The sequence below is a fragment of the Methanoplanus endosymbiosus genome (assembly GCF_024662215.1).
GTDB lineage: Archaea > Halobacteriota > Methanomicrobia > Methanomicrobiales > Methanomicrobiaceae > Methanoplanus > Methanoplanus endosymbiosus.
Genome location: NZ_CP096115.1, coordinates 2,306,780 through 2,327,357 on the forward strand (window position 1 = coordinate 2,306,780; position 20,578 = coordinate 2,327,357).

The following is a 20,578-nucleotide window of genomic DNA, read 5'->3' on the forward strand; positions in this document are numbered from 1 at the left end:
CTTAGAATGTCAGAATTCCGGCAAAATACGCCGCCATCACAGCACCTGCAACAAGAATCAGGGCAATACAGATATAATCTGCACTCTTTAACCGATCTTCAACAAGCGGTGTCCTCTTCATTGTCCTTAAGCCCCTCATGTCGATGGTAAGCCCCAGGACATTTGCTTTTCCAAGAGCGTTTGATACAAGCGGAATTATGATCGGTGTCAGTGACTTTACCTTTCCCATTGCTCCGCCGCCCGGATTGTATGCCCGTGCAAGCTGAGCCTCCTGAATTCTCTTTCCCTCAAGCTGAAGACTTGGGATAAACCTGATTGCTATCAGGAGCATTAATGTGTAGTCCACCGGCATTCTGGCCTTCTGGAGTGCATGGACAAGATCCCTTGGCTGTGTGGATATGATTAATATCTGGAATGCAAAGAGCATTGCAAAGAATCTCAGTGAGAGAATTGCCGCAAAGTTAAGGGCACCTGTGGTAATCGGTATATGTCCTCCGATTACGGGAATTGCAGATGGGATTAGATAACCAACCACATCCCCGCTCTGCATGGTAAGAACAGTAAGCAGCACAAGTCCGGCAGAGAGGAATACAAGCATTGGAACCTGCCGTGCAAGTTCACCTGCAAATTTACCGATTGCAGAGAGGATGAACAGAACTACCACAAGCCCGGCAATGATCACAGGATCAGTCGCTGCAATTGCGGTCAGCAGTACAAAAATTAAAAAGAGCACCTTTGAGAGTGCATTTAAGTTGTGAAATATGCCGTTTATTCTTTTGTACTGTAATATCTCTGCCATATCAGATCACCCCTGAAATACTGCATGAAATGTCCCCGGTAATCTTTCCGCCTTCCATTTTTATGATCCTTCCGGCATGCTTCTCAACAATCTTCATATCATGGCTGACCATAATGACTGTATGCCCTTCTGCTGCAAGGCGGCGGATGATATTCATTATCCTGAGTGACTCCTCAGGGTCAAGTCCGGTTGTCGGTTCGTCAAGAATAATAATCTCCGGTTTCATTGCAGTTACACAGGCAATTGCAAGCCTCTGCCTCTCTCCCCGGCTCATTGATCTTGGAAATATATTATTTTTCCCGGAAAGTCCGAACTCGTCAAGAATTCTGTTGATGTAATCCGGATCTTTGGTCAAATCAGCACCAATATTTTTAAGCCCGAATAATATCTCCTTTTCGACACTGTCCTCAAAGAGCATGGTGTCAGGATTCTGAAATACCAGCCCTGCATGTTTTGCAAGTTCTGTGACAGTACTTCCGGCGGTATTGATTCCGGCTACCACAACTTCCCCTGAGGTTGGTTTTAAGAGTCCGTTTATATGCTTTGACAGTGTGGTCTTACCTGATCCATTCTCACCGATTATAGCAATCAGTTCTCCCTTAAATATCTTTAATGATACATTGTCAAGGGCAGTCTCTTTTCCGTAATTATGCGTGACATTTTTAAATTCAACGACTATCCTGTCACTGTTCTTCTCTGTAATATCTGTGGTATTTAAAAATATTTTTCCGGCGCATTCCCCTTCAGCACCGATATCATCTTTCCGGATGTTATAATCTCTGAAATACTCGTCTGCCGGGTAATTTCCGGAAATTCTTCCGTCATCTATGATGACTACCCTGTCGGCAATTCCGGACATCTCTTCTGGTTTCTGTTCAACAACGATGATAGTCCTGCCTTCACTTTTAAGTTTTGAGAGGATCTTTATTATCTTCTCAGTTGCCTCAGTGTCAAGTTCTGCTGTTGCCTCATCAAGGATTAAGCATTCAGTTCCTGAAGCAAGTGTTGCTGCCAGTGCCACCCTCTGCTTCTGCCCGCCGGAGAGTGTATGCGGTGCCCTGTATCGTAAGCCTGAAATCTCTGTGAGGTTCATTATCTCCTCAAGTTTATCCCTGACTGATCTTTCATCAAGCCCGCGGTTCTCAAGCCCGGAGAGTACTTCCTCTTCTACGGTTGTGAAGATGAGCTGGGCATCTGCATCATCAAATACAAAGCCTATGTGGCTTCCAATCTCTCCCATGTCCTGATATTCCATGACTTCCCTTCCGGAAATCTCCAGTCTGCCGCCGGAAGTCCCTTCATATTCATGGTTTAAAATACCTGCTGCGGCGAGGCAGAATGTTGTTTTACCTGCACCTGTTGTGCCGTTTACAAGGATAAATTCGCCTTTTTTAATCTCAAGATCAATACTGCTGAGGGCCTTTCCTTCACCCTGGGGGTAACTGTACGAATAATTCTCAAATCTGAAGGCCGGAAATTTATCTGTTATTTCTTTCTTTCCGGCAGTTGCTCCTGCATGCCCGGAAACTGAACTGTCCTCAGGAATACCTGAGGAGTTTCTCATAAGAATTCTTGAGGATGGTATTGAGAGAATCTGTGTAATCACAGAGTTTGCTATAGCCGTCAGGATAATTATCGGGGATACTGTAAGCACAAATAACTCAAATGTGAATGATTCTCCTGGTGCGGAGATAATTGACGACATTATCACTGCAATACTTATTATCAGGAATGAAAATCCGCTTGCAAGGGTTGCAATAAAGGTTGAAATTCCGGGTGAGAGCGGAACTCTGTTTCTGGTGAGATTATACACACCAAGGCAGACAAGTGCACCTATCGGCTCACTGATGAGGTTTGCCGGCGGAAATATCGAATGGCTGATTATTGCGGATATAATTCCGGCAACTATGCCTATACCGAGTGCATCCTTCAATTTTGGCCTGATAAGTATAATTGCAAGACAGTACAGGGCAATAATCGGATTGGCTACTATTGCCCCCGGTACAATGTTTGAGAGGTACCTTAAAATTGCACCTATTGCCAGGAGTATTCCGGCTATTGCGATATCCCTTGATTTCATAATTGATCCCTTAGCTAAAATGCTTTGATGTATATTGTTATACATCAGAGTTTATTAGTGTGATTATTCATCTTGACAGAACTTTCTTTGACGGAATGTAAAGAATCTGTGTGACAACCGAATTAATAACTGCTGTGATTATGATTATCGGAAGAACAGCAATGAAAAATCCTGTAACTGTGCCTGTCGGAACTGCAACAAAGGAGGCCAGCATGACAACCATGCAGATCCCTATGAAGGAAAATCCACTGACGCATGTTGATACAAATGTTGTAACTGCTTCCTTCATGGGTATCTTCTCCCTCAGCAGGCTGTATGTCACTGCACAGACAACTGCTCCCAGTGGTTCACTGATGAGGTTTGCCGGCGGAAATATCGAATGACTGATAAGCATAGACATAACGCCTGCCACAAGTCCGATTCCTGCTGCTTCCTTTACTGATGGTCTTATCAGAATAACTGCAAGACAGTACAGGGCAATAACCGGATTTCCGACTATGGCCCCGGGGAACATATTTGCAACAAACCTTAGAATTGCCCCGATTGCAAGGCATATTCCTACAATAGCTATATCTTTTGATTTCATTTTTTTAATTCACCTGAATCTGTCTGTCAATCTGTTGTTTTAGATAATACTTTGATGTACATTATTGTACTTTGTAGTATATTATATTTTTGTGTGGGTTTACACTTATATTATAACAGATAATTGAAACAAACCACAATATGCTGGTTATATCTCATTTTGTCATGATAAGGATGGAATTATCCGGATGTAAATCTTATCTGCCTGATATTTTCAGTGCTTTTTTTATCATGGAAATTATTCCATTTTATGAGAATATTTTGGTAGATTTATATGTCATAATGAACAAGGAGTTATATTATGTCTGATCCTCTTTATCCACCTTTTTTTAGAGTTCAGAGGAGAGAGCGTCTGGTGATCTGTCTCTCTATTCTTGCAGCGGTGATCCTGGTAAATATTCTTTTTCTGGTGAATGGCTATACCCTGATATCATCCCATCTGTATTACATACCAATTTTACTGTTTGTAATCTGGTTTGGCAGGAAGGGTTTTTATCTCTCTCTTGGCATTATTTTCTTTTATATTGTGTCTTTCTGGATATTAATTCCGGACAATAGTGCTATGGACGGGACACTGCTAAGGGCCCTTGTTATGATCTCAGTCGCACTTATCATCTCATTTTTAAGTGAGGAGTTTATAAAGAATTTTTCCGGTTTCAATGCCCTCTTCAGAAATATCCCTGCACCTGCGGTAAATATGGATAAATCAGGTAGAATTCTGGATGCAAACGATAAATTTGCTGATCTGATTAAATTTAAGTGTCCGGATGTTAAAGGCTTAAATGTTCTTGAACTTGACCTCTTCTCCGGAGAAAACCGTGAAAAGATCCACAATTCCATAAAAAAATGCATTGATGGAGAAAAACCGGAAGAGTCTGTTATAAGCTCCGAAATTGTTACGCCTGACGGAATAAAAAAATATAACCTTTTATTTATTATGATCTCACAGAATCAGAAGAATTTTGGTTTTATTATGGCATTTCATGATCTCACAGATATATTATCTGCAAAATCAGAACTTCTCAGAATAAATGAACTTCTGGATAATATCATCAGTTTTCTTCCGGTTCCGGCATTTGCGATGGACAGAGATCATAATGTTACACACTGGAATGTGGCACTTGAGAATTATACCGGAATTTCTGCCGGAGATATTATTGGGACCAGAGATGCGTGGAAACCTTTTTTTAAGAAAAAAACTCCGATGCTTGCAGATCTGATTATAGATAATAATGGGAGGGATGCAGAACTCTTTTCATATCAATCATCCGCATTTGGGCGCAATGGTATTGAGGAGACGAGATATTTCAATAATACGGATGGGATAAATGATATCTGGTTCAGAATGAGTGCAGAACTTCTGAAGGATAATGATGGCAATATTACAGGTGCAATTCAGGTTTTTGAAGATATAACCGGACTCAAAAAAACTGAGAAAGAACTGCTCGAGAGCCGTGAGCTTTACAGGGAAGTAGTGGATGTAAATTCTGAATATATTGTACGATTCAGAGAGGATCATACCATTACATTCTGCAATGAGGCGTACTGTAAATTAACCGGAAAAAATCCGGATGAGATATCCGGAAGTCTTTTTGGACATGATATGTGCGGGGAGGATATCTCAGTATTCACCGATTTTTACAGTTCACTCACTCCGGATAAATTTTCCGGATCAGTTGAGTACAGGGCAGTACTGCCTGACGGTGGAATTCGCTGGATTAGGTGGGATATAGTTGCATTTTTTGATGAATATAATAATGTCCGTGAATATCAGGCAATAGGAAGGGATTTCACTGACCAGAAAAATGCGGTCGACTATCTGTTAAAGGCTGAGAAGAAATTCAGGGATCTCTGTGATTTTCTGCCTCAGACAGTATTTGAACTGGATATTAAGAGAAATGTTGTCTTCCTTAACAAAAGGGGCTGTAACAAACTGGGCTATTCTCCGGATGACCTGAAAAAAGGTCTTGGTTTTCTTGATCTTGTAACTCCTGAGGATCATAACCGTGCACTTGACAATATTGTCCTCTCATCATATGGACAGGAGCTTGGAATCAGATATTCCATGAAAAAGAAGGATGGGACATTATTTGGTGCAATGCTCTTTACAAGCCCTATTATGAGAGAAAATACCCCGGTAGGTGTCAGGGGAATTGTCATAGATTTAAGCAGTGTTGAGGAACCTGATGCTGCTTATGATCTCAGCCATAATTTATACATCGAAAATCTTAAAGAGTCACTTAAGGAGAAAGAGACACTGTTAAAGGAGGTCCATCACAGAGTAAAGAATAATCTTCAGATTATTACAAGTATCCTGAGGCTGCACTCCTATAATACATCTGATCAGGGCTTAAAGGATATATTGCAGGAATGCTACAATCAGGTCTATTCGATGAGTATGCTTCATGAAAAGATGTATCGTTCAGATACCCTTTCAGATGTTGATGCTGATGAACATATCAGATCTCTTGGTACATATCTTATAAATGAGATATCTGCAAGAGGTGCAGATGTTGGATTTTTGACCGATATTGATCCTGAGATCAGGTTTTCTCTCGACAAGGGTATTCCTCTCAGCCTTATGCTGAATGAAATGATTACCAACTCATTGAAGTACGCTTTTTCAGGAGAAAATCCCGGACAAATAACTATTTCTCTCAAAAAGGACAATTCAAATAATTACAGGCTTATATACTCAGATAATGGCTGTGGCCTTCCTGAGGATTTCAGAATAGAGGATTCCGACAGCCTGGGTTTTGAGCTGATTATAAATCTGGCAGAACAGCTTGATGGTAATCTTGATATTGAAAATAACGGCGGTCTTAAGTATATAATGATCTTTCCGGTACAGTAATGGATAATTTATATGAAGAAAATTTTTGTTGTTGAGGATGAGATGATTGTTGCAATGGCAATAAAAAAGTCATTAAAAAACCTTGGATATGACGTTGTTGGTCATACCACGAGGGGTGAAGATGCAATTCTTAAGGCCGGCGAACTCAGGCCCGATCTTATACTGATGGATATCAGGTTAAAAGGGGAGATGGATGGTGTTGATGCAGCCAAAAGAATAAAATCCCTTTATGATGTCCCTGTAATATTTCTGACGGCACATTCAGACATTGACACAATGCAGAGAGCTATTAAGGCAGAACCTGCCGGATATCTTGTTAAACCATTCAATGAGAGGGAACTTCATACCAACATTGAGATGACTCTTTATAAATCCAGAATAAAAAGCCGGGTGGATGATGAAAGTTCCGTTATAAATAATGATGCAGTCATAAAGAGCATAAGAAATATCAAAGATCCGATATTTGCTGCGGACAAAGAATTCCGGCTTACAGGAATAAATAAAGCCTTTTCAGAGATGTCCGGGTTAAGTGAATCTGAGGCTGAAGGTATTTTTGTACCGGACATTATCGGGCCTGTGGGAAATTCGGGAGATGGCGGAAATATTGTATGGCCTGATCAGTTATCTCTGAGACTTTCTGAATCAGATAATCCTGTTGTTCTCAATGCCGGTTATATACATAATGATGAAGGGGTATTTTCAGGTTTAATTCTGCATGTGAAAAGTAAATCTTCTGTGGATAAGGCTGAAAAGAAGAATATATTCCGTCAGATTCTTGAGCATGACAAAAGCCCTATGTTTATCATTGACAAATCTCTGAATATAATTTATTTCAATCCCCTGTTCCTTGATCTATGCAGAGGTGCCGGAATATCTGAGTATTTTCTGAGCCGGCCATTATATGAAATTCCGGGATTTTCAGTATTTGGGGATATTGATGATTACCGGCATATTTTGCGGCTTAAAAGTAGAGATTATTCGGTTAAATCATTTAAGAAAGATAACATTATCCAGTACATCGAATTTATGAAGATTCCGCTCTTCTCAGACGGAGATGTAACTCATATTGCTGTCCGGATGACTGACATCTCCATGGAGAGAAGATATGAAGAGATGAAGGAAGGTCTTGAGGGAAAGATAGACCGCCTTGAATATTTTATCAATGAGATGGTCTCATCTATAAAAGAACTTAAGAATCCTGTATTTGAGATTATGAAGAGATCAGTTTCTAAAGATGATCCAAATCTAATAGAGATATCTGATTATAATTCTGATATAAATGTCCTTGTAAATAAAATTGAGATGAAATCGCTGGAATTTGAAAATTTAAAGGAAAAGTGAGTGAATTCATATCCTGGTGTGAATTCTCCTCTCATGAAACATTATCATCAGATTTCTTGATGTTTCATCCATTATCTGTGTACAGGCAGAAATGCCGGCAGATCTGATTCATTCAGTGAACGATTATCATAGGTATTTCGACATCCTTTGCTATCATACCCGATAATGTTCCGGTTTTCACATTGGATTTTTTACCAAAAGCACCCATAACAATGTATGAGTAATCTTCAGAACCAATCTCTTTTAATATCTCTTCCTCACGAAGTCCAACAGCCAGTTTTGAGGAGCATTTGATGCCCTCTCTGTTAAACCTGAGGAGTATTTCAGATATCTCCCCGTTTATGTCATGGCGTGTGTCTCTCTGGATCTTCTCCTCGTAATCTTTTATTATGCTGCATGAGTTGTTCTGCTTGCAATAATAAAAGGCGGTGGATCTGATCTCCTCCCTGTCAATTACTGAAAATAATACAATTTCAGTATTGCCTTTCTTCTCCGCAAGCATTCTGGCATGCTTTGCGGCTTTATGGCTCCATTTTGATCCGTCCAGGAGCACTAATATTTTATTCATTGTTATTTCCTCCTTAAAACATCATATACAGCATTAAAAGTCCGACAGAAATTGTAATGAAGAGTACAAGCATTCCAATCTTCAGAAAGTCCATGAATGATATATGGATGCCTTCTCTCTCGCCAATACCGATGACAACAACATTTGCGGATGCAGCAATGGCAGTACCGTTTCCTCCAAGGCATGCTCCCAGCGACAATGCCCACCATAGCGGGTATGTATCTATTGCAGTTGTCGGATTTGCACCGATATCATGTATCAGCGGAATCAGTGCAGCTGTAAGTGGTATATTGTCCACAATTGCAGAGGCAATTCCTGAAAACCATGCAATAACAAACATTGCCTCGCCTGTTGTTTTCACATTGTCAATCATGAACTGTGCAATGTCAGATATTACTCCTGTTTCAACAAGGCCCCCTACAAGGACAAAAAGTCCTCCAAAGAAGAAGAGGGCCGGCCATTCAATTTTTTCAAATATCTTCTCCGGAGACTGCCTTGACCAGATGAGGATGAGTGCAGCTCCTATAAGTGCAACCTCTGCGGGTTCAAGAGTCATTGACGGGTCAACAAACGGAATTACCATGTGAAGTATTTCTCCGATGTTGTTGTGCATGAAAAAGAGTGCAATTACAATTCCAAGTGTGATAATTGACTTTTTAAATAGTTCGATATCCTGAATTGCCGCCCTTTCATCCAGTGAGTCAAGGGTATTTTTTATTGCCATTCTCTCGTTTTCATCGACCTTTAATTTCTTTCTGTACATCAGGAAGAAGATCACTAAAACTATCAGTAGATCCACTAAGGCAATCGGCCCCATAATCATCAGAAATTCATTGAATGAAAGTCCGGCTGATGAGGCGATCATGATATTTGGAGGGTCTCCTATGAGTGTACCCATTCCCCCCACATTTGAGGAGATGATCTCGGCTAACAGAAATGGCACCGGATTTAAGTCCATTACCTTTGATATGTACAGCAGCATCGGGGTCAGCAGAAGAACGGTTGTGACATTGTCGAGAAATGCACTTGTCACTGCCGTTACTATTGAGAAGAGGAATAAGACCCTCATCGGGCTTCCTTTTGCTGATTTTGCTGTAATTATCGCGAGGTATTCAAAAAGACCGCTGTTGCTTGCTACATTGACTATGATCATCATTCCCATTAACAGGAATATCGTACCAAAGTCAATGTTTTCAAGCATGGCATCCCAGGACACTATGCCGAGTATGACAAGTATTGCCGCGCCTGACATTGCGGCAACAGCCCTGTGAATTCTCTCATCTATTATGAGAGCATATGTTATCAGAAAGATTGCTATTGCAACGAGGGTTTCAATTGGAAACATGTTATCAAACCATCAGAAAAGGACTGTATTTACTTTTAGCAGCTGAACAAGTCTCTGTGCGACCGGGCTGATCTCGTTATCGTCGGCCCTGCCGCCGCCGTAATCCTTTGAGATGGCAACCATATCAAACTCTTCGGATATTCTCTCAATATCGTCCCATTTGTTCCCTGAAAACATCCTTTTTTTAACAATAAGTTCTTTATTTTCAAGATTTCTGGTTACGTCATTCAGAATCTCCTCTCCCATACTTTCCTTTACTGTACAGTAATTCTCTGCCGTATCCCTGCCTAATACCTCTTCTATAACTGAACAGATATAACTGTCAGTAATGTACACCAGGGTTATTTCTCCGTTATACAGCTCAAGAAGGTCGTACATGCTCTCCGGAATTCTTTTCACTGAGATGTCCAGAGGGAAGAGGATTCTGTTGATCTCCGTCTCCAGATACTCCTCTTCAGATATGAAGAATTCCTTATAATCCTTCATAATTTCGTCATAACGCTGGCCTACAACGTCTTTGAATTTTCTGTTTAATAGTGATGAGTAGTAGCCCATATTTCTCTTCCGTATTAGTCATTATCTCTTAAGGTCTGAGATCCAATAAGTTTTGGGGAATTATTGCAGTTCAGTCTTATGGATGAGTGTATATTCCGGCAATAATTACTATACCGGGATTTTTCACATTTTGTAATCGCTAACGTGATCCGGGGAGATAGATATTATCTGTACGGGAGAAGAAGTCCGGAGATCTGTCTGAGCCTTGACTGCTGTATTTCAAGGTCTGTTTTTATTTTTGTGATTATATCCTGGCTCTCTTTGCTTAAAGCCTTCTGATTGATCTCATCTGCCATATATCCAAGATATTCTGCTCTCCTGTCCAGAATTTCAGCACCGGTTAAAATATCTGCAGTTTCTATTTTAAATTCCGAAGGGCCGGATGCAAAGATTACCTCTGTTCTCTCTTCAAGTCCGTTAACAGACTGATACACATCAAGAGTATCATATTTAAGCTGTAGATACCGTAACCTGTTGTTGTAGATGAATACATCCATACACTCCATATCCCTGATGCTGAAAATTATGGTCAGGGCCTCGTAATACTGCTCTTTTGAGGCATCTGTCTGTGCAACTGTTATTCCGTCACCTGCATCTGATAAATCAAGTGTTTTTAATCTTTCATCGGCTGATTTTTCGAGTCTGTCAATGTCTGAGATCAGAGGGCCGCATTCGTCCTCTTCAGAGCAGCCCGGAATAATTATGAAGGCAAAGAGTACCAGACCCAGCAAAAAAAACCTTTTAAATTCCATATATCTTCGGCTCCCCGAATTTAGTCTTTCCAAAATAGATGACCTGTTTGGATTCCTTATTCCACTCCCCGTCAGGATAAAAATATGCTACAGTTTTTTCCGGGCTGTAATATTCTCCTCCTGGATGGTAAATGTCATGGATCAGGCCGGATTTTCCGTAGATATAGTAGCCTTCCGGTGGGGGAATACCAATTCTCCAGTCAAGATTCAGCCAGTATCCTGTTTCTCCTCCATTGTCTGAAGATGAAAAATAGACATTTATACAGTCATATCTCTGTCTGATATATTCTCCGGCAGTTCTGATGTCAGATTCGCTGTTTCCGATATATACTTCAGGATATGCGTGGCCGGGATTTACACCTGTATTGTCAACACCGGCAATTCTTGTATCAATATCAAGGGAGTTTATCATGCCTGAGAGAAAGACTGAAAAGTCATCGCAGTCTCCGTGCAGATCCGCCTTCGCCGTTTCAGTTACCGGCGATATGAATTCAGGCCCGCGTGGGTCGCTGACAATGGTCCATTCATCGTTTGCATAATCCCAGAGGTCACAGATCTTCGCAATATCCGGCCCTCCTGAATTCTGAGGCTTGATCCGTATCTGCGTGAATTTTTTTATCTCCGGATCTCCGGTCTGAAGCGCATCTCTGTACATGGCGGCTTTATGGCTGTTGTAATCGGTATATGTGGCCTTGGTGCTCTCATCATATGGATATGGGTTTGATAATGCCCCTTCTGCCGTCTGAAAGAATATAAGGGAGATGATTATCACTCCTGCGGCGAGTGCGATCAGTGTTATCAGTCCTTTTTTTTGGTCCATCAGTTTCATCTCCCGGATTTTTCAGTCAGGCCCGGATTATTTACGGAAAGTTCTGCATTATATTCTACTGTTCACCGTGATTCCGGTTATGCCAGGCCTGACATGTCATTTACTCTGAGGTTGTCCCATGTGCCATCGGAATAATATACAGTTGAAGTGCCGGAATCCGGATATAGTATATCTCCGGGATACCTTCCGTTGTAGTCCATCTTCATCCAGTATGTCTTTGAACCGTCATTCTCGTAATTGTATGTATAGGCGACATCCCTGACATTCCTGTCCCTGTGGTAGTTCTCATCCTTCTCTCCGTATCTGACCTGAATGTACATAAGTTCAAAGTCTGCCGTGTTTATCTCCGGAAAAAGGAGCAGGTAATTGATCAGTTCAGGATATCTGTAGCATATTTCGCCGTATTTCTCCGGTTCATTCATTATTGTCAGAAGCGGGTGTGAATATTCAACAGGTTTGTCATTATCTCTTGTATCTGTGCCGGTGGTTACCACCGCTGTAATGGTATCATCGGCTCCGAAATTTAGGAGATCAAATATCGCATTCTGGGTGCTTACTGCTGAGCTGACTTCTGTACTGACTGCGTTTCCATCAGAACCGGTCACTCCTTCTATTTCAGCAGGCGGGTTATTTACCCCGATAACACTGTACCTGTACCTCATAACAGTAAGGCCGGAGGGATCATAATCATATATAAATGAATTATTTGCTCTGAATGCGGCATATTTATTATTGTTAATAACTTTCTTGCCTAATATGCTGTTATCTCCCAGAAATAATTCAGCATATGTGTGCTCTCCAAGTTCCGGACTCCAGGCTGTGCGTATTCTTGCCTCACCGCCTATTGCTTTTATAAATGAGGCCATTGTGACGGCAAAATCGGCATCATCTCCTGAATAGCCAAGATGAACAGTTCTGCTTGCAGGCTGGACATCTGTTATTCCTCCGGAACTCTCCTTCGTCCATTCCTCCTTTAGACCGTCCCAGATGTCGCACACCTGCTCTATTGTAAATACACCGCCATGCTCTTCGGGTATCATTATGTCTGCCGCAGTTCTGACAGACGGGGTATAGTAGTCCATTGCCCACGAGACTTTTCTGCCGTTCTGGTTATTCTCCTCTTCAGCAGATATAAATGCCGTGTCAGTTCTGTAGCGTGAAAGCTCCGCAGCGGCAGCTGATGAGTCAGTGGCTGCTTTTTCCGGTTCATTACTGTCATCAGACGGCATGACGCTTTTCAGGATATTTTGTACATGGCTGTAAATATCTTTTACAAAATCCCCTTCATTATCAGAACCGGCGGTATCTCCGGCTGGCGTATTCAGTATGAAGGATATTGCAACGACTATTGCAAGTGCAGAAATAAGTGCAATTATGTCCAGCCTTCTGGAGTCCATTCAGTTAAATATCTCCATATGATTAATTATTGTTTTTTATTCCGGTAACTTTTGGTCAGGACGGGCATAATTGATGTTTTTTGCCTTATCTCGCTGATTTTATCCCATTCTGGCGATATTACGCTCTGGTTTATGTTTCCGGAATATCTTTTTAATCCGCAGATTCTGTAAATTTATAGATGTTTAACTCCTGATAGCATTTTTCACAGAGTGTCTTCTTCTTCCGGTCAAGTTCGTCAAGTGTCTGCGGGCAGTACATGATGCATTCCGGATTATCACAGTGGTCAAGGCCCATACAGTGGCATAATTCATGTGTACCCTCCTTAACAAGCCTGTCAATCATATCGTCCACATTATCCTGCCGCCCGTACCAGCTGTTCTTCAGCCTGGCATTTGAGACAATTGATACGTTTATGCCTGGCCTTGCAAGCCCGAATACAAAATCCCTTCCCTGTATATAGAGGTCTTTTCCTGTCACTATCAGTATGGAGTTGCCGCACCCCATCCTGCGTGTATAAAAGTCCTGCATGTCACCAAGAATTCTGCTTGCATCGTTCTGGTTCTTTGTCCGGTCATATCCTCTGAGCATAACAGTGTTTCCCTGTGACTTAACAGGCATATCAAGTATAACTGATATCATCTTCTCAGCAGACTTTCTTATGTCTCTGTCCACGTCATTATCCCAAAAGATAAGAATTCCCATATTCAGATTATTATGTACGTTATGGTTTGCTATAAGGATATTGAAGCAGGAATCGCAGATTATCTGTCAGATAATTACAGCTCTGCCATTGAAATCGGCATAGGCAGAAATCCGGATGTGGCAGCGGCACTTAAAGAGAGGGGTGTTGATGTTTCAGCGGTTGACATCCGGAAATACTCTGATGATTATGGCATTGAGTTTAACTGTGATGATGTATATTCGCCAGATCTTACCCTTTACGCAGACAAGGAGGTGATATACTCTGTGCGCCCCGGAATTGAGATGATTCCTTCAATGATCTCAATTGCTGATAAGGTGGGTTCTGATCTGATTGTCTATCATCTTGGATGTGAGATCTATATGGACGGCGGAGAAATCATCGACTGCGGTGTAATTCTGCGTAAATACTGCTGAAAAAAGGTTTTTTAAAATCCGTCAAAAAGTGTGGCCTGTGTGACTCTCTTTTTATCCAGGCTGCCGTTTTCGCAGTCAGGCTCTTTTTTGGTGGTTTCATCGTCATTTATTCCTTTACTGCATGCTTTATTCTCATCTGAGGAATTATTCTGAAATGCAGCTTTGAGGGTGACCTGATCTTTTCCTTCCGGAATTTCCGGCTGCTTCTTTGTACTTTCCCTCTTTGGAGCCTCTCTCTTCTTAGATGCTTTTTCAGCTTTCTCCCTCTCTTTCTCCTCTTTTTTTATCTGTTTTATTATATCTGCGGACTTTGTTCTGTCATGGAGGAAGAAGTCGAGTTCGTCCCTGTCAAAGCCTGTCTCCCTTGCAAATCCAACCGGGTTTTTTTCAATAAGAACTGATATCAGGTTTACATAATCATCGCGCAGTGTGTCCGAGGGCATGTGATATCTCTCTGAGAGGCTGTTGAATACAGAATTTCTGATACCTTTCTGTTTTCTTGCGCCTGCCATCTTTCTCCATCTTGAAGGCGGCATTATTCTTGCTGATATTCCCTCTCCCTCTGCGGCATATGCTGTGCCTATAAGCATCAGTGCAGAGGCATATCTCCAGAGTGTGTAGTACTGCCTGCTGAATGTTCTGCCTATGTAAATGTCTGATTCGGAGAGGTAATGATATGCTTCTGCTCTTTTCTTCTCATTTTTGATGTATGAAGCGCCCTCCTCAATCCATTGTGACATAACATCAGGTGTCTCTGAAATTTCGGCTGAAAGCTGCAAAAGTCTCCTGTCTTCCCTTGATTTCAGCACTGATCCCACAAGATCAAATATTGAAGCCCGCTCGTCCTTTGAGGCAGTGCTTACTGCTTCGTCTGTTAAGGACTCTTCTCCAACACCTGCCGCGTACAGTTTATTCAGTGCTGATCTCATATCCCCGGCTGACCCTTCAGCAATTTCGTTCAGGGTTGATTCACTGCATTTCAGGTTCTCAAGTGAGCATATGTCACGCAGATGGGCAGCTATGGTTTTTGCGGTGAGTGCCCTGAACTGAACCTGTTCACACGCTGATTTTAGCTCCTTTGCAATGCCATAGCTGTCATTTGCAATGAGAATGATCGGCTGTCTGGAGATTTTGATTATGTCCAGGATGGCTCTTGCCCCGCCTTTATCTGCACTGCCGTGAAGATTGTCAGCTTCATCGAAGAGCAGCAGCTTTCTTTCTGCGCCGGTGAGGCTCATGGTTGTTGCACAGCTTCCGGCTATCTTCTCAATGATCGATTTTGTACGCTGATCGCTGGCGTTAAGCTCAATTATCTCCCACTTCATGTCATTCGCAAGAGCATATGCGGCAGAAGTTTTGCCTATACCCGGTTTGCCGTAGAGAAGAAGCGGCTCTCTTCCGAAATCCCAGTTTTTGGCCCATTCCGCCATTTGGCGGGCGGAATTCCGGTTACCAATGATATCTTTCAGAGTTTTCGGCCTGTATTTTTCAACCCAGTCAAGCATAGAACAGTACAGTTATTTATGGTTGTTATGTTGTAAAAATATCTGGTGTCCGGTAATGGAGCAGCCTTAATGTTCCGGATACAGAATCAGACATCTTATTTTATAAAAGGTTAAAATATAGGTCAGGATGGTGTTCGTTGTGGAGGAAAACTGTTCCACAGATAATATAGCAAAAACGGTCCGTGAATATGCGGGAGTAAGAAGGAAACATGCAATAGGTGAGATAGTTCATGCCTTCAATTTTCAGTCTGAGGATGTGGTCGTCTCTTTTGGAGAGGATGCGGCTCTCATACGGAATGGTAAGGATGGCCTTTTACTTGCTGCTGATGGTATCTGGAGCATGCTTATGCGGGCAGATCCGTACTGGGCGGGTTTCTGTGCTGTTCTTGTAAATGTTCATGATATTGCAGCTATGGGAGGTAAACCTCTTGCTATGGTTGATATTCTCTCTGTTGAGGATGAGAAGATCTGCCATGAGGTACTCAGGGGTATGTCAGATGCCTCATCAAAATTCGGAGTGCCTGTTGTAGGCGGGCATCTGCATCCTGATACGGATTTTTCAGCCATTGATGTGGCAATAATGGGCATTGTAAAGACTGATGATGCTATCTATTCCCATACTGCCTGTGCGGGTGACAGGGTTGTCGCCGCTTTTGATCTTGACGGGCGTATCCATCCTTCCTGTGCACTCAACTGGGACTCTGCGACACTCAGATCCCCTGAAGAGCTTCGTTTACAGATTGGGGTTATGCAGGAGCTTGGGCAGAGACATCTTGTCACTGCCGGAAAGGATATCAGCAATCCTGGTGTAATCGGGACTCTTGGAATGCTTCTTGAAACCAGCAGAAAAGGCGCTGTTATTGACCTTGCAAAGATTCCAAGGCCGGATCTCTCTGCACTTGACATCCCGTTCTCGCACTGGGTAAGGATGTATCCCGGAATGGGTTTTATTCTTACTGCAAAGGAAGAATGCGTGGATGAAATTATTTCACTCTTCGGGGCTGCCGGTATGCAGGCTGCGGATATTGGTTATGTCGATGATACATCAAACCTGACTATAAAATACCACAATAAGGAAAGTTCTGTATTTGACCTCACAAAAGAGGGTATTATGGGCCTGTATATTGAGTGAGGTGAATTTTTATTATCATCGGAATAGGTGCAGGGGATGACGGTGGCAAGGTCTTTGGTCAGGTATCAGAACTGACTTCCGGAAATTTTGATGTCAGGGTTTACAGTGGCCGGGCATCTGATATTGCCTGTGATACTTATGTATGCGAAAAGCCCTGGGAGTCCATGATCAGGGATTTGTATAGCGGAAAGATATCTGCGGCTGTACGGGGGACACTTCCGGCAAATCGCACTCTTGGGTTTCTTAAGGAATTTTCGGGGTGCGGTTCTCTTAAAAGGGTTGCATTTCTTGAAACCCCTGATGGCAGGAGGTTTATTCTCGCGCCTGTCGGGGTTGATGAGGGCTGGACTGTCAGTGATAAGATCGATTTTGTAAATTATTCGCGTGGTATTGCGCCGAAATTCGGCATCAGCGATAAGGTCGCGATACTATCCGGAGGGCGCTATGGTGATGCCGGCAGGCATGAGGCTGTGGATCGCTCTCTTGCAGATGCTGAACTTGCCGCAAAGATTACAGGTTCTGATCACTGTGAGATTCTTATTGAGGATGCTATAAAAGATCACGGTATAATCATCGCTCCGGATGGCATCTCCGGTAACCTGATATTTCGTACGCTTACCATGATTGGAGGGGGTTTTGCACATGGAGCACCTGTGGTAAATCTTGGCAAAATATTTGTGGATACTTCGCGCGCCTCACCAGATTATTCCAATGCCATTTTACTCGCTTCAGCGCTCTCTGAATAAATCTGGCTTGCCTGGGTTCTTATTTTTTAGATTTGGCCGTATTTTATCGTTGATTTTGCGATTTGGGTGTGGTGTTGATAATGTCCGGTTTATTGTGTTTAAAACTATTTTTTCTGAAAATAAGTTTAAATCACGTTTAAATCCCAAAAGGTTTTTATATCTGCCGATATACTTTCATTTGAGGTTGAATTTCAATGGCTAATGATCTACCTATTGCAGCAGTAGTAAGAATTGCAAAGAAACACGGCGCAGAGAGAGTCGGTTCAGATGCAGCACAGGCAATTGTTGACGCAGCAGAAGAGTACATTGCAACTCTGACAACAGAGGCAGCAAAGTATGCTCAGCATGCAGGACGCAAGACAATCAAGAAGGAAGATGTTGACATGGCAGTAAATGCCTGAAACCTTCTTTTTTCAAAAACTGTAAATATAATTCTGAACTGTTTTCGCAAATTTCTCATTTGTTATTCCCGGATCTGATATTTGTCGTTTCGGTCTTCTGTCAGTACTGCTTCTATGAAATATCTGAATGTTTCATTCATTATCTGCGTACAGGCTGAAATACCGGCTTATGAATGACTTTTTTTGCCTCTTTTATACCCTTTGCTTAAATCCGGGTACTCTACTTTTCATATAGTCCAAATGCGGGTTTCATGGTATTGTGGCTGCAATGCCGGTTGGTAAAACGGTAATGATCAATAATAATTTTTATGCACCGGAATTCTGCCGGAACCGCTCTGTAAAAAAAAGAATTCAGGTTATATATTTCCGGCACTGCGTGGAATGCTGCTTTTTACAGAACACCCTTTGTGCTTGGGATGCCCTTTCCTTTCATAACCCTTACAGAGTCACACAGGGCCACTCCAAAGGCTTTGAAGATGGCTTCACATATGTGGTGGTCGTTTCTGCCTTCAAAGGCAATGTGGGCCGTTATTCCTGCGTTTGAGCAGAGGCTGTAGAAGAAGTGCTCAAACATATCAGGTGGTATGCCTGATATGTCCCTTCCTGAAAACTCCCCTTTCATCACAAGATAGAAGCGCCCGCCGAAGTCAAGCGTCACGTGGGCTATTGCTTCATCCATAGGAACCGCGGTATGAGAAAACCGCTTAATGCCTCTCTTGTCCCCGGCAGATTTCCGGATAGCAAGCCCCAGTACAATTCCTATATCCTCCATTGTGTGGTGGCAGTCGATCTCAAGATCACCTTTCGCTTTTATATCCAGATCAAAACCGCCGTGCTTTCCCATGGCATTCAGCATATGGTCAAGGAATGGAATCCCTGTATCTGAACTGACATTTCCGCTTCCGTCAGGGTCAAAGGTTATGGATATCTCTGTTTCAGAGGTCTCTCTCTTAACTTCAGCTTTTCTCATCTGATCACCTCCAGGGCATCCTTAAAGTTAATTTTTCCACTGTAAAGGGCAGAACCGAGTACAACTCCTCCGGCACCCATCTCATATAACTCCCTGACATCGTCAGCCGAGGTCACGCCGCCGGAGGCTATGACAGGGATTTTTGTCTTTGCTATCAGGTCCCGTACAGGCTGTGAGGATATTCCCCTTTCAAGTCCTTCAACATCAACATTGGTATAGAGCAGTGATCCGGCTCCAAGCTCCTCAAACTTCTCTGCCCAGGAGAGATAGCCGCCCGCCGACTCCTCCCAGCCCTTCACAACGACCTGTCCGCCCTTTGCATCAACTCCGGCACAGATCCTCTCACTGCCCCATTCGTCAGCAAGGGTTCTGACAGTCTCAGGTTCTTTCACTGCCATCGTTCCGATGATAACCCTGTCTACGCCGGTATTCAGCCATCCTGAGGCATCCTCAGTGCTTCTGATGCCCCCTCCAAGCTGAATAAATACTCCGGTCTCATCAATAATCTCCCTGATGATCTCTGCATTTGCCCCTGCATCACCGAATGCACCGTCAAGGTTTATGATGTGCAGGCAGTCAGCCCCTTTTTCTATCCATCCGGATGCGCATGTCAGAGGATTGCCGTACTCTGTTGAACTCTCCCTTCTGCCCTGTACAAGCTGAACGCACTGCCCGCCCAGGATGTCAACTGCGGGAAATATCTTCACGATCAAATCACCTGATCATTCTTTCGATAGGAACCACAAGAATGTCTCTTGCACCTGCATTTTTCAGGCTGCTGACAAGTCCATACAGATGCTCTTCCGATACAACGGCATGTACTGCCACCAGATTTTCTTCTGATGCCACATCCATGACTGTCGGGCCGGAAAGTCCGGGCAGGACATTTCTGACGGCTTCAAGTGCCTCTCTGTGGACATTCATCATCAGATACTTCTTGCCCTTTGCACGCAGCACACTCTCAATTGCAAGGCAGAATTCAGCTATCTTATCACTGTAAATCTTCTGTGCATCCCTGTTTGCAATGATTATCGTTGTTGACACTAAAATTTCTGATATTACTCTCAAGTTGTTCGTCCTGATTGTGTCTCCTGAGCTTGAGAGATCAACGATAGCATCGGCAATCCCAAGATAAGGCGCTGCCTCACATGCTCCGCCCACAGATACAATTGAGACACTGAGCTTTTCATTCCTGAAATATCTCTCACAGATCCCCGGAAATTCGGTTGCAATCTTTTTACCGTCAAGATCTCTGATCTCCGTTATACCTGAGTCATCAGGGACGGCAATCACAAGGGTCGCCTTTCCGGATTTAAGGTCCATAAGTTCCTCAACATCCACACCTCTCTCCATAACCATATCCCTGCCTGTGATGCCAAGGTCTGCCGCACCGTTTGCCACATAGGCGGGTATGTCAACCGGACGTGCAAAAAGGACTTCTATTGCAGGATCTGAAGTCTGTGTAATCAGTTTCCTGTTGGCGCTGTTTTGCAGAATAAGTCCGCTGTCCTCGATGAGTTCAATGATTGGGTTTGCAATTCTGCCTTTGTTTGGAATTGCAAGACGGAGAATTCTCTTCTCTGTTTGCCTGGAAGTCATAAT

The 20,578-nt window shown here is 42.8% G+C and carries 20 protein-coding genes; 6 read left to right on the forward strand and 14 right to left on the reverse strand.

Annotation, left to right across the window (positions count from 1 at the left end; all coding sequences use genetic code 11):
• Position 1: 1 nt before the first annotated feature.
• The 3 genes from L6E24_RS10340 to L6E24_RS10355 form a co-directional block, all read right to left on the reverse strand.
• Positions 2 to 799, reverse strand: coding sequence for an energy-coupling factor transporter transmembrane component T family protein (locus tag L6E24_RS10340; RefSeq protein ID WP_257741903.1), 798 nt, complete (start codon positions 797 to 799; stop codon positions 2 to 4).
• Between the two features lies 1 nt (position 800).
• Positions 801 to 2,879: an ABC transporter ATP-binding protein gene (locus L6E24_RS10345; protein ID WP_308219119.1), complete on the reverse strand. Its 2,079-nt coding sequence runs from the start codon at positions 2,877 to 2,879 to the stop codon at positions 801 to 803.
• A 67-nt stretch (positions 2,880 to 2,946) separates the two neighbouring features.
• A complete protein-coding gene (locus tag L6E24_RS10355) occupies positions 2,947 to 3,465 on the reverse strand; it encodes a tryptophan transporter (protein ID WP_257741904.1) in 519 nt (172 codons plus the stop codon).
• Positions 3,466 to 3,765: 300 nt separating this feature from the next.
• Between L6E24_RS10355 and L6E24_RS10360 the strand changes: the two genes are divergently transcribed.
• Both L6E24_RS10360 and L6E24_RS10365 read left to right on the forward strand, forming a co-directional pair.
• Positions 3,766 to 6,318, forward strand: coding sequence for a PAS domain S-box protein (locus L6E24_RS10360; protein WP_257741905.1), 2,553 nt, complete (start codon positions 3,766 to 3,768; stop codon positions 6,316 to 6,318).
• 12 nt (positions 6,319 to 6,330) lie between these two features.
• The gene (locus tag L6E24_RS10365; RefSeq protein WP_257741906.1) at positions 6,331 to 7,659 is read left to right on the forward strand and encodes a response regulator; all 1,329 of its coding nucleotides are present in this window, start codon (positions 6,331 to 6,333) and stop codon (positions 7,657 to 7,659) included.
• A gap of 112 nt (positions 7,660 to 7,771) precedes the next feature.
• On the opposite strand, the gene L6E24_RS10370 is transcribed toward L6E24_RS10365, so the two are convergent.
• The 7 genes from L6E24_RS10370 to L6E24_RS10400 all read right to left on the reverse strand — a co-directional run bounded on the left by L6E24_RS10370 (position 7,772) and on the right by L6E24_RS10400 (position 13,808).
• A complete protein-coding gene (locus tag L6E24_RS10370; protein ID WP_257741907.1) occupies positions 7,772 to 8,227 on the reverse strand; it encodes a universal stress protein in 456 nt (151 codons plus the stop codon).
• Between the two features lie 13 nt (positions 8,228 to 8,240).
• The gene (locus tag L6E24_RS10375; protein WP_257741908.1) at positions 8,241 to 9,572 is read right to left on the reverse strand and encodes an ArsB/NhaD family transporter; all 1,332 of its coding nucleotides are present in this window, start codon (positions 9,570 to 9,572) and stop codon (positions 8,241 to 8,243) included.
• A 12-nt stretch (positions 9,573 to 9,584) separates the two neighbouring features.
• Positions 9,585 to 10,127, reverse strand: coding sequence for a universal stress protein (locus L6E24_RS10380; protein WP_257741909.1), 543 nt, complete (start codon positions 10,125 to 10,127; stop codon positions 9,585 to 9,587).
• A gap of 164 nt (positions 10,128 to 10,291) precedes the next feature.
• The gene (locus L6E24_RS10385; RefSeq protein ID WP_257741910.1) at positions 10,292 to 10,879 is read right to left on the reverse strand and encodes a hypothetical protein; all 588 of its coding nucleotides are present in this window, start codon (positions 10,877 to 10,879) and stop codon (positions 10,292 to 10,294) included.
• A complete protein-coding gene (locus L6E24_RS10390) occupies positions 10,869 to 11,699 on the reverse strand; it encodes a transglutaminase domain-containing protein (RefSeq protein ID WP_257741911.1) in 831 nt (276 codons plus the stop codon). Before L6E24_RS10390 ends, L6E24_RS10385 begins: the two co-directional genes overlap by 11 nt.
• An 86-nt stretch (positions 11,700 to 11,785) precedes the next feature.
• On the reverse strand, positions 11,786 to 13,105 hold the full coding sequence (locus L6E24_RS10395) for a hypothetical protein (RefSeq protein ID WP_257741912.1): 1,320 nt from the start codon (positions 13,103 to 13,105) through the stop codon (positions 11,786 to 11,788).
• A gap of 151 nt (positions 13,106 to 13,256) precedes the next feature.
• Complete coding sequence (locus tag L6E24_RS10400; RefSeq protein WP_257741913.1) at positions 13,257 to 13,808, reverse strand: archaemetzincin family Zn-dependent metalloprotease; 552 nt, start codon at positions 13,806 to 13,808, stop codon at positions 13,257 to 13,259.
• Positions 13,809 to 13,820: 12 nt separating this feature from the next.
• On the opposite strand from L6E24_RS10400, the gene L6E24_RS10405 reads away from it, so the two are divergent.
• Entirely contained in the window at positions 13,821 to 14,222 is a 402-nt protein-coding gene (locus L6E24_RS10405; RefSeq protein ID WP_257741914.1) for a UPF0146 family protein, read from the forward strand.
• Between the two features lie 11 nt (positions 14,223 to 14,233).
• On the opposite strand, the gene L6E24_RS10410 is transcribed toward L6E24_RS10405, so the two are convergent.
• Positions 14,234 to 15,727 carry a replication factor C large subunit gene (locus L6E24_RS10410; RefSeq protein WP_257741915.1) on the reverse strand — a complete coding sequence of 498 codons (1,494 nt, stop codon included), beginning with the start codon at positions 15,725 to 15,727 and terminating at the stop codon, positions 14,234 to 14,236.
• Between the two features lie 127 nt (positions 15,728 to 15,854).
• Here L6E24_RS10410 and L6E24_RS10415 point away from each other — a divergent pair, with 127 nt between their 5' ends.
• The 3 genes from L6E24_RS10415 to L6E24_RS10425 all read left to right on the forward strand — a co-directional run bounded on the left by L6E24_RS10415 (position 15,855) and on the right by L6E24_RS10425 (position 18,006).
• Positions 15,855 to 16,859, forward strand: a complete 1,005-nt coding sequence (locus L6E24_RS10415) for a methanogenesis marker 2 protein (RefSeq protein ID WP_257741916.1) — start codon at positions 15,855 to 15,857, stop codon at positions 16,857 to 16,859.
• Positions 16,860 to 17,023: 164 nt separating this feature from the next.
• Complete coding sequence (gene mtxX / locus L6E24_RS10420; RefSeq protein ID WP_308219120.1) at positions 17,024 to 17,605, forward strand: methanogenesis marker protein Mmp4/MtxX; 582 nt, start codon at positions 17,024 to 17,026, stop codon at positions 17,603 to 17,605.
• 194 nt (positions 17,606 to 17,799) lie between these two features.
• Positions 17,800 to 18,006 carry a histone family protein gene (locus L6E24_RS10425; RefSeq protein ID WP_004079291.1) on the forward strand — a complete coding sequence of 69 codons (207 nt, stop codon included), beginning with the start codon at positions 17,800 to 17,802 and terminating at the stop codon, positions 18,004 to 18,006.
• A gap of 391 nt (positions 18,007 to 18,397) precedes the next feature.
• Here L6E24_RS10425 and hisB read toward each other — a convergent pair whose 3' ends face one another.
• The 3 genes from hisB to hisG are packed head-to-tail and all read right to left on the reverse strand — an operon-like array spanning position 18,398 to position 20,575.
• Complete coding sequence (gene hisB, locus L6E24_RS10430; RefSeq protein WP_257741917.1) at positions 18,398 to 18,976, reverse strand: imidazoleglycerol-phosphate dehydratase HisB; 579 nt, start codon at positions 18,974 to 18,976, stop codon at positions 18,398 to 18,400.
• Complete coding sequence (hisA, locus tag L6E24_RS10435) at positions 18,973 to 19,683, reverse strand: 1-(5-phosphoribosyl)-5-[(5-phosphoribosylamino)methylideneamino]imidazole-4-carboxamide isomerase (RefSeq protein ID WP_257741918.1); 711 nt, start codon at positions 19,681 to 19,683, stop codon at positions 18,973 to 18,975. The genes hisB and hisA overlap by 4 nt, the downstream gene beginning before the upstream one ends.
• Positions 19,684 to 19,690: 7 nt before the next feature.
• Positions 19,691 to 20,575, reverse strand: coding sequence for an ATP phosphoribosyltransferase (gene hisG / locus L6E24_RS10440; protein WP_257741919.1), 885 nt, complete (start codon positions 20,573 to 20,575; stop codon positions 19,691 to 19,693).
• Between the last annotated feature and the right edge of the window lie 3 nt (positions 20,576 to 20,578).